The organism is Nesiotobacter zosterae (genome assembly GCF_033843645.1).
Taxonomy (GTDB): domain Bacteria; phylum Pseudomonadota; class Alphaproteobacteria; order Rhizobiales; family Stappiaceae; genus Pseudovibrio; species Pseudovibrio zosterae.
The window spans coordinates 236,035-248,878 of the sequence record NZ_JAWXVZ010000002.1 but is presented as its reverse complement, the minus strand read 5'-3'; the positions used below and the strand labels follow the sequence as shown (position 1 = coordinate 248,878).

The following is a 12,844-nucleotide window of genomic DNA, read 5'->3' as shown; positions in this document are numbered from 1 at the left end:
TTTTGGCCCAGTGAACAAACCTTCGGCCTCAAAGCATAGCCGGCAACCTTTGCCAATCGCACTGCATGAACCGGACCGGCCAAACCCCAGACAGGCCAAAACAAAGACCGCGCGCACGCCCCTCGCCAACTTGTCCTCTAACGCCAACTCGGCTCTTGATGCCTGAACGAGCTCCACCGCCCCGTTCAAGCCCCACTCAGCCGCCCACAAGGCACGGCACGGCATGGGCCGATCAACTAGTTCATCTGAACATCCAAAACGCCGGGCATGGACTTGAGCGCACCTGCCAATTGCGGCGACAGCTGATACCCGCCGGGAAGCTTGACCTCTACCTCCCGCTGCCCCTGGTCCAACAGCATGATGCAACTCACTTCACCGTCCCCACCCGGCTTCAGCTGCCTTTGAAGGCTTGTCACAGGCTGGGACGTATTCATGAAAACGCGCAGGGTTTTATGCACGCGAGAAGCAATCCGCTCCAACGGATCGACTTGGGTAATGCGCACGCTGACCTCTTCCTCGCGCATATCCGCTTGCACCAGAAGCACCACCGAATTGCCCGGCTCCAACAGATCGCGGAACTGGTTCAAACCCTCCGAAAACAGAATGGCTTCGTATTGGCCGGTGGGATCAGAAATCCGCACGATGCCCATTTGCGTGCCCTTGCGGGTCTTGCGCTCCTGACGAGACGTGATCGTACCCACAAGTCGGCCTGCGGACGCCCCTGCTTTCACAGACTGTTCGAAATCCTTCCAGAGCTGCACGCGCAGTTTCTTGAAGAGCTCCTGATACTCATCCAGCGGATGGGCGGAAATGTAAAAGCCGACAGCGCTGTGTTCACGCTGCAACCGTTCTGACGGCGTCCAGGGGTCCACATCTGGCATGATCAGCGGCTCCGGCGCATCAGCGCCGCCGAAGAGCTCATTTTGACCCGACGTGGCGTTGTCTTCGGCGCGGTGAGAGGTGGCAACGATCCGGTCCAATCCCTGAAGCAACTGTGCCCGGTTCTTGTTGAGTTCATCAAACGCACCGGCTGCAATCAGGCTTTCCAGTGTGCGTTTGTTAACGATGCGCGTACTCACCCGCTGCGCGAAATCCGCCATATCCTTGAAAGGTTTGTCACCGCGCACCTCTACAATGTGTTCGATGGCGTGTTCGCCGACGCCCTTGATGGCACCAAGCGCGTAAAGAATTTTGCCGTCTTCTACATCGAAGTGCGGCCCTGAGCGATTAACCGACGGCGGCACCACTTCAATGCCCATGCGAACCGCTTCCTGGCGAAAATCGCTGAGCTTGTCCGTATTGCCAAGATCCAGGGTCATAATGCCTGCAAGAAACTCAACTGGATAGTTCGCCTTGAGCCATGCTGTCTGATAAGCCACCAGCGCATAAGCTGCCGCGTGAGATTTGTTGAAGCCGTAGTTTGCAAACTTGGCCACCAGATCGTAGATCATTCCGGCCTGGTTTTTGTCGATCCCGCGCTCAACAGCCCCTTCCGTAAAGCGGGCTCGTTGGATCTCCATTTCAGCGGCAATTTTCTTACCCATCGCGCGGCGCAACAAGTCCGCCTCACCCAGTGAGTACCCAGAGAGCACCTGCGCGATCTGCATAACCTGCTCCTGATAGACGATAATGCCGTTCGTCTCCTTCAGGATCGGCTCCAGAAGCGGGTGAAGATAATCCGGTTCCTGCTCCCCGTGCTTTACTGCGTTGTAGACCGGAATATTGTCCATTGGACCCGGGCGATAAAGCGCCACAAGCGCAACAATGTCCTCAAACCGGTCAGGCCGCATCCCGGCGATCGCCCGGCGCATGCCCTGACTTTCCAACTGAAACACGCCAACCGTATCGCCAGCAGCCAGCAGCTTGTAGGTCGCCGGATCATCAATCGGGATTGAGGCAATATCCACCTCAACGCCCCTGCGCCGCAGCAAACTGATCGCCGTATCGATCACCGTCAGGGTTTTAAGGCCGAGAAAGTCAAACTTGACCAGCCCTGCCTGTTCCACCCACTTCATGTTGAACTGAGCAACCGGCATATCGGAACGCGGGTCTCGGTAAAGCGGAACCAACTGTTCAAGCGGTCGGTCCCCGATCACGACGCCAGCGGCATGGGTTGACGCGTGCCGATAAAGACCTTCCAGCTTCTGTGCCATGATCAACAGGCGGTCTACGACCTCCTCCTGCCGCGCAGCTTCACGCAGCCTTGGCTCTTCTTCGATCGCCTGTGCAAGTGTAACCGGGTTTGCCGGGTTCCCAGGAACCAGCTTGGAAAGACGGTCCACCTGGCCGTAGGGCATCTGCAACACACGCCCCACGTCACGCAGCACAGCCTTGGCTTGCAGCGTACCAAAGGTGATGATTTGAGCCACCTGTTCGCGGCCATATTTGCGCTGCACATACCGAATGACTTCTTCCCGCCGGTTCTGGCAAAAGTCGATGTCAAAGTCAGGCATAGAAACGCGTTCCGGGTTCAAGAACCGCTCGAACAGCAAAGAGAACCGCATGGGATCAAGGTCAGTGATCGTCAAGGACCACGCCACCAATGAACCCGCACCAGAACCACGACCAGGCCCAACAGGGATGTCTTGCTCCTTGGCCCACTTGATGAAGTCCGCAACGATCAGGAAGTACCCTGGGAACTTCATGCGAGTAATGATGCCGAGCTCGTAGTCGAGCCGCTCCCAGTAATCCTTTTCTTCAAGACCGGGAGCAAGCCCATGCACATCCAGGCGGGCCTGCAATCCCTCTCTTGACTGACGGGCAAGCTCGTCTGCCTCCGCCTTTTCAGCCTCTTCCGGATCGGAATCCGCGCCAGCAAACCGCGGCAGGATCGGCGCGCGCTTCAAAGGGCGATAGTGGCAGCGCTGTGCAATTTTGACGGTGTTGTCCAACGCCTCCGGCAGGTCCGAAAAAACCTCCAGCATCTCGGCGCGGGTCTTGAACCTAAACTCTTCCGTCAACTGACGCCGGTCTGTTTCAATAAGGACACGCCCCTCAGAAATGGCCAGCAGCGCATCATGGGCTTCATAATCATCCGCAGATGGAAAAAACGGCTCGTTCGTGGCTACCAGCGGCACACCTTCCGCATACGCCAGCTCCAAAAGTTCCGGCTCCACCTGATCTTCAGCCGGCAATCCATGCCGTTGCACCTCAACGTAGAGGCGATCACCAAAAATCTCCTTGAGCGTTTTCAAACGTGAACAAGCGAGCTCCGGAAAGCCATTGAAGAGAGCGGTATTGATCGGACCATTAAGAGCACCTGTCAGAGCGATCAGGCCAGAATTCTTTAGCCTCAGCCGCTCGAGATCGATATTGGCCCGATACCCAGGCTCCGTATCCAAGAAAGCGCGGGAGACAATGTCCATGAGGTTTTCGTAGCCTTGCTCACTCGCGGCCAGAAAAACCATATCCGTGAGCGCCTCATCCCCCTTGGCATCCGTGTCTTTGAAATTGATCGCAACCTGGGAGCCGATAATTGGCTGGATACCAGCACCAAAAGCTTTTTCTGAGAACTCCAGCGCACCGAACAGATTGCCCGTGTCGGTCATGGCAAGCGCGGGCTGGTCGTCCTTGGCGGCCAAATCAAGAAGCTTGGCCAATGGCAAGGCACCCTCAAGAAGTGAGTAAGCCGAATGGGTTCTCAAATGCACAAAACCCGGTCCAGACATCACACACACCTCTTTATTTGTTTACCAACCCTGTTGGCTGCGCAGAATGCGGTAACCGCCTGCGAATGTCGACTGCATGGGGAAGCTATTCACACCAATCACCATCACAAGCCTGATGCCAATGCCTGCCCCCATAACCAAAAACTGGAACCAAGAGCGACCATAGAAGCGAAAGCAGCAACATCACGAATGAAATACATCATGTCAAACTCCATCAGAACCCTTTCTGTTCCACTATAGTTCTTTATTTGTTCTTTTTATGCAACTCCTGATTTTTCGGAATGGAAGGCATGGTAAATTGAAGGTAAACAAAAAGGGAACTAACGCATGCAACAAAACACCTGCTCCCGCACTCGCAGGAACAGGTGTGTTCTTTGACAATCTAATAAAACTAGGGAGTTTGGTCGTCCGTTGCACAACGGGTCGTAGCTGGGACCGGGCTCGGTTGGCAGTTATCTCGCCTTTGGAACCCGCTTGAGCTCCACAACCTTCCCGTCCTGAAGAGTAATGCAACGGTCCATCTTCGCTGCAAGGTCCATGTTGTGGGTCGCAAGCAAGGCGGCCACGCCTGAGGCTTTTACCAATGCGCGCAAAGCGTCAAAAACATACGCGGATGTCTTGGGATCCAGATTTCCAGTTGGCTCATCTGCCAAAAGGATGCGCGGCGCGTTGGCCACGGCACGCGCAATGGCAACCCGCTGCTGCTCACCGCCCGACAATTCTGATGGGCGATGGGTTTCCCGATCTTGCAGGCGCATGTACTTCAACAATTGTCTGGATCGCTCTTCGGCATCCTTGCGCGCCAAGCCATTTATCATCTGCGGCATGGCAATGTTTTCAAGCGCCGTGAACTCGGGAAGCAACTGGTGAAACTGATAGACGAAACCGACTTCCGTACGGCGTATGGCCGTTCGGTCATCATCGCCGAGTGATCCACAAGCCCGCCCACCAACATAGACTTCGCCTGAATCTGGCTTCTCCAACAGCCCGGCAATATGCATCAAGGTCGATTTGCCTGAGCCAGAAGGCGCCACAAGCGCAACAAGGTCACCTTCATAAAGATCAAGATCGGCCCCTTTGAGGATCTCTAAAATGCCATGCGCCTCCGAGAAGCTGCGATAGACACTTCTCAAGCTCAAAGCAACGCTGCGGTCTTGCTGTTCCGAGGACAAGCTTTTCTTCATCGGCGCATTCATTATTCGTACCTCAGCGCTTCAACAGGATCGAGGCGCGCTGCGCGCCACGCCGGGTAGATTGTAGCAAGAAAGCTCAAGCCAAGCGCCATTGCTACAACTGCCAATGTCTCTGTGGAGTCCATTTCTGCTGGCAACTTGGATAGAAAGTAAAGCTCTGGTGAAAACAGCTCAGTACGGGTCAGCCAGGATATGCCTTGCCGGATGCTTTCGATGTTCCAACAAACAACAGTACCCAACGCAACACCGGCAATGGTTCCAAAGGTGCCGATACTGGCCCCGGTGATAACAAAGACACGCATCACGGCACCTCGGGTGGCACCCATCGTGCGCAGGACCGCAATGTCCCGCCCCTTGTCTTTCACCAGCATGGTCATTCCGGAGATGATGTTCAAAGCGGCGACCAACACGATCAGCGTCAGGATAAGGAACATCACGTTCCGCTCGACCTCCAGCGCTGAAAAGAATGTCATGTTGCGCTGCCGCCAATCAGTAACAAAAGACGGCCGTCCAGCGCCCTCTTCCACCGCTTTGCGCACCGCGCCCACATTGTCAGGATCATCGGCATAGACTTCTACACCGGTCGCGACACCTTCAAGGTTGAAATAGAGCTGGGCTTCTTCGAAAGGCATGAAGGCAATGGTGCCATCATATTCGCTCATGCCAATTTCGAAGAGCGCGACAACCGGATAGGCCTTTACACGGGGCGTCATCCCCATCGGCGTTATGGCCCCGCGCGGTGTAATCACACGGATCGGATCTCCCACCGAAACGCCAAGGGAACGCGCCAGACGCGTGCCGATGGCAATGCCCTGCCCCTCATCAAAACCTTCAAGCGTGCCCGCCTTTATGTTTTGAGAAACAAGTGGCAGTTTGTCGAGATCACTTTTGCGCACGCCGCGAAACAGAGCACCGAGGTCTGCGGCAGGCCCTGATACCATTGCCTGACCTTCCACAAACGGCATGGCAAAGCGCACGCCATCCAGCCCTTCAAGGCGGCCTGTCACAGCATCAAAGTCATCAAGTCGCGAGTCGATTGGCTGGAGCAGTACATGGCCATTGATCCCAAGGATCTTAGTGAGAAGCTCAGCCCGGAAGCCATTCATGACCGCCATCACAATGATCAGCGTTGCAACGCCCAAGGTGATGCCCAAAAAGGAAAAGCCCGCAATCACGGAGATAAAGGTCTCCTTGCGCCGGGAGCGCAGATATCGGCCCGCCAGCATCCACTCGAACGCCGCAAATGGGCGTGTTGCACGGGTGAGCTGCTCCGTTTGTGTTTGAGCCGTCATCTTGCTTCCGCACTCCCCTGATCAGGCGCTCTGCACGCGGCAGAGCAGGATATGAACGCATACGAACAGAAATCGCGCCAATCACATGGCGCGATTCCTTTAACCTGAAGTTTAATCAGCTTTGTGTCCGAACCGCAGCAATCAACTTTTCTGCTGCCGCTTCTGGGGACAACATCTCACGTTCTCCAGTTGCGCGGTTTTTCACTTCAACTTCGCCAGTCTTGAGGCCGCGCGGTCCAACGATCACCTGATACGGCAGACCAATGAGATCCATCCCAGCAAATTTGGCACCTGCACGGGTGTCACGATCATCATAAAGCACTTCAACGCCTGCAGCCTCAAGCTGCTTGTAAAGGCTTTCGCAGGCTTCATCAGCTTCGCTGCCCGGCTTCATGTTGATGAGACCAACATGGAAAGGTGCCACAGACATCGGCCAGATGATGCCATCATCATCATGATTGGCCTCAATCAACGCAGCCATCAAACGGGACACGCCCACACCGTAGGACCCCATGTGAACAGGCACCTCAACGCCCTCGGAGTTGGTCACCTTGGCACCCATTGGCTCTGAATACTTGGTGCCGAAGTAGAAGATGTGCCCCACTTCGATACCGCGAGCAGATACTTGCTTGTCGTCGCCGACGGCTGCAAATGCCTCTTCGTCATGCATCTCATCGGTTGCAGCATAAGGGGTGGTCCAATCCGTGATGATTGGGCTGAGATCAGAGTCAAAGTCTGTGTCTTCAGCTGGGATAGGCAGATCAAGGATGTCCTTGTTCAGGAACACCTCGCTCTCACCGGTTGAGGCAAGAATGATGAACTCGTGTGACAGATCCCCCCCAATCGGGCCGGTATCCGCCTTCATTGGAATGGCCTTCAAGCCCATTCGGTCAAAGGTGCGCAGGTAGGCAACAAACATGCGGTTGTAGGCATGGCGTGCAGATTCCTGATCAAGATCAAACGAATATGCATCCTTCATCAGGAACTCGCGGCCGCGCATTACACCAAAACGAGGACGTACCTCGTCGCGGAATTTCCACTGGATGTGGTAGAGGTTCAGCGGCAGATCCTTGTAGGACCGGACGTAGCTGCGGAAAATGTCCGTAATCATCTCTTCATTGGTCGGCCCAAACAGCATGTCACGCTCATGGCGATCCGTAATGCGAAGCATTTCCTTGCCATAAGCTTCATAGCGCCCACTTTCGCGCCACAAGTCTGCAGATTGAATGGTCGGCATCAAAAGCTCCACGGCGCCCGCACGGTTCTGCTCTTCTTCCACAATGCGCTGGATCTTCATCAAAACCCGATAGCCCAGAGGCAACCAAGCATAGATCCCGGCGGACTGCTGACGCAGCATACCAGCGCGCAACATGAGACGGTGGGATACAATCTCCGCTTCTTTCGGAGTTTCCTTCAGGATCGGCAGGAAATATCGGGACAAACGCATCGGTTGAACTCTTGAAGTTTGGTTAGCCTTGAACGATAGGCACTCAAAGCAAACCCGCTGAGAAAAGACAAGCCCTGATGTTGAAATGGGCGGTGTTAGCGGCGTTTTACCAGCTGAAAACGTCTGGGCACAGCCCCTTTCCCCGCGCGTTGAGCTTGGTCAACAGTCACTTTTTTGCTTAAAATTTGGGCAGGATTAAAGATTAGGCCACCAGCTACTAAATAATGACAAACTCGTGTCACCTTGTTATATTCCTGTCAATAAAAAGATCTGGGGTTGAAAAACACCCGGATAGCATCGCGGTCTGAGTCTTGGGAGGAAGGCCTTCTGGCGCACGCTTCAAGCGGTTGCAGCCGGCGTCAACAAACGGCGCAAACGAAGGCAAGTAGACGCGGAACTTTTTGATGAGCAAGGCTTTTTAAGCCTTGCTTTTTTTTGTCCTGATGAAGCTAGTTCATGTAGCGGCCAGCGAAATCAAGAATTTGCGTCCCCATTCCTGATTCCAAAACGTAATAAACCGCCACGAACAATGCCGTGGTCACAATTGTGTTAGCGATCACCTTGCGCAGCATCAACGGGTGCGCCGGCGCACTTTCCGCACTTCCCGGCACCACATCCTCGCCCAGCTCATCTGCTGTTCGCACACCAAAGGGCAGGATCGCCAGAAACAGGATCCACCACATCATGAAATAGATCGCAAGGCCCAACGCCAGTGACACGCTTATCCCCTCTTCCTAACTGTTGGCTTCAAGCTTCTTCCAGCTCGGTCAAGGTGCCGAGGAAATCTTTCGGGTGCAGAAACAAAACCGGCTTGCCGTGGGCGCCGATCTTGGGGTTCCCATCCCCCAGAATGCGGTAGCCCTGCGCCACCAGCTTGTCGCGTGCCGACACAATGTCCTCCACCTCATAGCACACGTGGTGGATCCCACCGGCGGGATTGCGCTCCACAAAGGAAGTGATGGGAGAATTCTCGCCAAGCGGTTCCAGAAGCTCAATCTTGGTATTGGGTAATTCAATGAACACCGTGGACACGCCATGCTCCGGCTGCGCCACTTTCTCAGAAGCAACGCCTCCCAGCCCATCGCGATAAACCTTCAGGCCGTCGTCCATATTGGCAACGGCAATGGCCACATGATTCAGCCGCCCTATCATCGTTCTCCTCCCGAAAACCAGTGTTAGATGGACCAGATTTCGGGAGAAATGTCCAGCGCCCCATACGTTCTAGTGCGTATATGTCGCGGATAGAAGCTTACACCTTGCGCACCAGGGCGCGGCAAAGCGGCTTCTTGCCCCAGTGTTCGACAACGGCATAGCGCGCGGCCCGGCGTGCCGCCTCGGTTACAAGATCAACATCCTTGCGCCGTGGTTTGGGAATACTGATCACGGCCCCATAAACGGCTTCATGCACCAGATCCTCAAAAGGATCTCCATCCCGGTTGAACTCCGGAATGCCAAAGAGCACCACATCGATGTCGCCATGCAGCTCCCCCTTGGAGCTAACTGCCAACGACACCACAACGGTGCCCGCAAACGAAAGCTTGCGACGTTCCTGAACGCCAGCCTCTTCCGGCAGCATCAACAGATCACCATCACGCACCATGATGCCGACGGGCGCTTCGTCGATCACCTGCAACGGCCCCGGTGCAAGGCGCACCATGTCGCCGTCCTTGATGATCTTCACATCCTTCACGCCCTTGGAAAGCGCAAAGTCCTTGTGACAGGCCAAATGCAGCGCTTCCCCGTGGACGGGGATCACCTTCCTCGGCTTCAAAAGGTTGTAAAGCTGATCCAGCTCACCGCGGCGTGGGTGACCGGAAACATGCACGAGCGCATCCCGGTCGGTAATCACCTTCAAGCCTTGTGACACCAAAGAGTTGATCACCGTGTTTACGGCCTTCTCATTGCCCGGAATGGTTCGAGACGAGAAAATCACGGTGTCCCCGGAAGTCAGCGCGATTTGGCGGTGATTGTCCGCCGCAATGCGTGCCATCGCCGCCCGGTTTTCCCCTTGCGACCCGGTGCAAATCATCACCACCTTGTCCCGAGGGAAGTGGCCATAGGCCTCCTCATCACGAAACGGCGGCAAGCCATCCAGATAGCCCAGTTCCTTGGCAACCTCGATCACCCGCAGCATGGAGCGCCCCACCACCACGATCTCACGTTCCGCTGCAGCAGCAGCTTCAGCCACCGCGCGGATGCGCGCAACGTTGGAGGCAAAGGTGGTCACCGCCACACGGCCGGTCGCTTCCTTGATAATCCGTGTCAGTTCCGCCTGTACTTCCGCTTCACTGGGGCTCACGCCATCGCGCACGGCATTGGTGCTGTCGCAAATCAGGGCATCAACGCCCTCCTCTCCCAGCTCCCGCAGCCGCTCCATATCCATGGATTTGCCGACACCCGGTGTGGGGTCAATCTTCCAGTCGCCAGAGTGCACCACCATCTGCCCATTGGCGCGAATGGCAAGGCCACACGGCTCGGGGATCGAGTGGGTCATGGTCAAAAGCTCAACGTCGAACGGCCCGATATTGAGGCGCTCGCCTTGATTGACAATGGTGACCGGAATGTCCACCTGCTCGCCGTCAACGCCATATTTTGCCTCCAGCAAACCGGCGGCAAATGGCGTGGCATATACGGGCGCCTCAACAAGGTTCCAGATGTACGGCAGCGCACCATAGTGGTCTTCATGGGCGTGCGTAATCACGATACCGGCAATACGGCTGCGTTCTTCCTGCAAGAAACGAATATCCGGCAGCACAAGATCAACGCCCGGCAGCTCGGGCCCGGCAAAAGAAACGCCAAAGTCAACGACCAACCAAGTGCGGTCATCTTCGGGGCCCATACCATAAAGGCCAAGGTTCATCCCGATTTCGCCAACGCCCCCGAGGGGCAAAAACACGAGCTGATTTTCGCTCGACATATTGAATTACCTTTCCAAACGTCCTGAAACGGTCTCGGGCAGCCCGAATAACGGCGCCGGACGAGACAGCCACATGCTTGATGCAGCCATGCTTCAGGAAAAAAACACGTCTCCTGCGGAAACCAGCCGCGTTTCGCCGCTGTCCATCTTCAGGATCAACCGGCCGAAATGATCGATATCGACAAAGCGTCCGCTGAATTCTTCCCGGGTCAGGCGCACACGTATCTGCTCCCCAACCCCAATGGCGCGTTCCAGCCAAGCCTTTCGCACCACATCAAAGCCATTTGGCTTGGACCAAGTGCCCAGCCAATGCTCGAAACTTTCTGCCAGTTTCAAAAACAACAAGTCTGCATTGCACTGGAAGCCCAAGCTGCGCAAGTCCGTTGTTTTATAAAGGCCAAGGTCCGGGTGGTGAACAACATTCACGCCAAAACCGCAGACCAGATAGAACCCATAGGAGGAATGGCTTTCACTCTCAAGCAAAATTCCTGAAATCTTAGCCCCATTGATGAGAAGATCATTGGGCCATTTCAGCTCTACCAGATGGGTCACGCCGCAGGCTTTTTCCACCGCATCGGCCAGAGAAAGCGCAGCAACGAATGGAAATTGCACCGCCGTCTCATCCAGCTTGTCAAAGCGCAGCAGTACGGAAGCAAACAGGTTGCCGCGGTCAGAGGTCCACGCACGGCCCCTTCGGCCACGTCCTTCGGTCTGCTCTTCAGCTCGCAGCCAAAGGTGGCCGGGATGCCCCTGCCTGGCAAGCTCGATGCCATAGCTATTGGTGGACCCAATGCTATCGTAATGTTCAAAAGTAAAGCCCGGTGCAGATGACACCGGGCCCTTGTCTCGTAAATGCAATTTAGTCTGGCTCATTTAGAACAGCGTATTTGCAGCAGCGCTTGCTGCCTCAACAATTGGTCCGGGTACCAGAATAAATAGACAAATAACGGCGCTGGAGATACCCAAAACAATCTTCATTTCACCGGACATTGGCAGGAACTCATCTGAAGGCTCATCAAAGAACATCACCTTGATGACACGCAGATAGTAGTAACAGCCGACAACACTGGTCAGGATACCGATGATTGCAAGGGGGTAGAGCCCTGCTTCAACCGCTGCGATGAACACGTAAAACTTGGCAAAGAACCCGATGAATGGCGGGATACCAGCCAGGGAGAACATGATGAACGCCAGCAGAATGGCCATTGGCAGGTTGGTGCGCGACAAACCGGAAAGGTCCGCAATCTCCTCCACCATGCCGCCTTTGCGGCGCATGGAAAGGATGCAGGCGAACGCGCCAAGGGTCATTGCCAGATAGGCGGTCATGTAAACAATCACGCCCTCAACGCCAACAGCTGTGCCAGCGGCCAGACCAACCATGGCATAGCCCATGTGACCGATGGAGGAATACGCCATCAGTCGCTTGATGTTCTTCTGGCCAATTGCAGCGAAGGAACCCAGAGCCATGGACATGATCGCCATGAACACGATGATCTGCTGCCAATCCAGCAGAACACCGCCAAGCGCTTCCACCAGCACACGCACCATCATGCCGAACGCCGCAATCTTTGGCGCAGCCGCGAAGAACGCGGTCACAGGCGTTGGCGCGCCCTCGTAAACATCAGGGGTCCACATGTGGAACGGCACGGCCGAGATCTTGAATGCAAGGCCCGCCAGCATGAACACGATACCGAACACCAGCCCCAGAGACGCGCGTTCAGTGGTCAAAGTTTCAGCAATCGCAGAGAACTCGATCTGGCCGGTAAAGCCATAGATGAAGGACATGCCGTAAAGCAGCATACCGGAAGAAAGCGCACCGAGCACAAAGTACTTCAGGCCCGCTTCCGTGGACCGCACGGAGTCCCGGTTGATTGCCGCAACCACATAAAGCGCCAGAGACTGAAGCTCCAGACCCAGATACATGGAAATCAGGTCGCCCGCAGAAAGCATCATCATCATGCCGAGCGTCGCCAGCAGAATGAGGATTGGGTACTCAAAGCGGTCAAAGTTCTGAGAGCGGGCATATGCCACGGACATGGCAATGGCAAAGCCCGAACCGATCAGAACCAGAACCTTCATGTAACGGGAAAAAGCATCCTGTACGAAGGAACCGTTGAACACCTCGCCGTAGTTCGGCGAGACGACCAGCATCAAACCGGCAATGGCCAACAGGGCAACACACATCCCCGTCACCACGGAGGTGGAGCGATTGCCCCCGAAGGCGCCAACCATCAACAAAACCAGCGCACCCACCGCCAGAAGCAGCTCCGGAAAGACCGGGGCGAGATCGCTAAATTGTAAAATCTCAGCTTGCATGGTGTCAGTGT

Annotated in this window: 9 protein-coding genes; all 9 read right to left on the bottom strand. The window is 55.4% G+C overall.

Annotation, left to right across the window (positions count from 1 at the left end; translation table 11 throughout):
- Window positions 1-236: 236 nt before the first annotated feature.
- A complete protein-coding gene (gene dnaE, locus Q3Y58_RS04075) occupies window positions 237-3,668 on the bottom strand; it encodes a DNA polymerase III subunit alpha (protein ID WP_319621140.1) in 3,432 nt (1,143 codons plus the stop codon).
- A gap of 452 nt (window positions 3,669-4,120) precedes the next feature.
- Window positions 4,121-4,852 (bottom strand): ABC transporter ATP-binding protein, encoded by a 732-nt coding sequence (locus tag Q3Y58_RS04070; protein ID WP_319621138.1) that lies wholly within the window; start codon window positions 4,850-4,852, stop codon window positions 4,121-4,123.
- 11 nt (window positions 4,853-4,863) lie between these two features.
- Window positions 4,864-6,153, bottom strand: a complete 1,290-nt coding sequence (locus Q3Y58_RS04065; RefSeq protein WP_319621137.1) for a lipoprotein-releasing ABC transporter permease subunit — start codon at window positions 6,151-6,153, stop codon at window positions 4,864-4,866.
- Between the two features lie 115 nt (window positions 6,154-6,268).
- Window positions 6,269-7,600, bottom strand: a complete 1,332-nt coding sequence (gene proS / locus Q3Y58_RS04060) for a proline--tRNA ligase (protein ID WP_274216628.1) — start codon at window positions 7,598-7,600, stop codon at window positions 6,269-6,271.
- Between the two features lie 449 nt (window positions 7,601-8,049).
- Entirely contained in the window at window positions 8,050-8,319 is a 270-nt protein-coding gene (locus Q3Y58_RS04055) for a DUF1467 family protein (RefSeq protein ID WP_274216627.1), read from the bottom strand.
- 28 nt (window positions 8,320-8,347) lie between these two features.
- Complete coding sequence (gene mce / locus Q3Y58_RS04050; RefSeq protein ID WP_319621136.1) at window positions 8,348-8,752, bottom strand: methylmalonyl-CoA epimerase; 405 nt, start codon at window positions 8,750-8,752, stop codon at window positions 8,348-8,350.
- A 97-nt stretch (window positions 8,753-8,849) separates the two neighbouring features.
- A complete protein-coding gene (locus Q3Y58_RS04045) occupies window positions 8,850-10,517 on the bottom strand; it encodes a ribonuclease J (RefSeq protein WP_319621135.1) in 1,668 nt (555 codons plus the stop codon).
- A 93-nt stretch (window positions 10,518-10,610) separates the two neighbouring features.
- Entirely contained in the window at window positions 10,611-11,390 is a 780-nt protein-coding gene (locus tag Q3Y58_RS04040) for a biotin--[acetyl-CoA-carboxylase] ligase (RefSeq protein WP_319621133.1), read from the bottom strand.
- Window positions 11,391-12,833 (bottom strand): NADH-quinone oxidoreductase subunit NuoN, encoded by a 1,443-nt coding sequence (gene nuoN / locus Q3Y58_RS04035; RefSeq protein ID WP_274216623.1) that lies wholly within the window; start codon window positions 12,831-12,833, stop codon window positions 11,391-11,393.
- Window positions 12,834-12,844 lie beyond the last annotated feature (11 nt).

Coding starts and splice junctions, on each gene's coding strand:
- mce (WP_319621136.1), bottom strand. CDS start 8,752: ATGATAGGGCGGCTGAATCATGTGGCCATTGCCGTTGCCAATATGGAC.
- dnaE (WP_319621140.1), bottom strand. CDS start 3,668: ATGTCTGGACCGGGTTTTGTGCATTTGAGAACCCATTCGGCTTACTCA.
- Q3Y58_RS04065 (WP_319621137.1), bottom strand. CDS start 6,153: ATGACGGCTCAAACACAAACGGAGCAGCTCACCCGTGCAACACGCCCA.
- Q3Y58_RS04040 (WP_319621133.1), bottom strand. CDS start 11,390: ATGAGCCAGACTAAATTGCATTTACGAGACAAGGGCCCGGTGTCATCT.
- Q3Y58_RS04045 (WP_319621135.1), bottom strand. CDS start 10,517: ATGTCGAGCGAAAATCAGCTCGTGTTTTTGCCCCTCGGGGGCGTTGGC.
- proS (WP_274216628.1), bottom strand. CDS start 7,600: ATGCGTTTGTCCCGATATTTCCTGCCGATCCTGAAGGAAACTCCGAAA.
- Q3Y58_RS04070 (WP_319621138.1), bottom strand. CDS start 4,852: ATGAAGAAAAGCTTGTCCTCGGAACAGCAAGACCGCAGCGTTGCTTTG.
- nuoN (WP_274216623.1), bottom strand. CDS start 12,833: ATGCAAGCTGAGATTTTACAATTTAGCGATCTCGCCCCGGTCTTTCCG.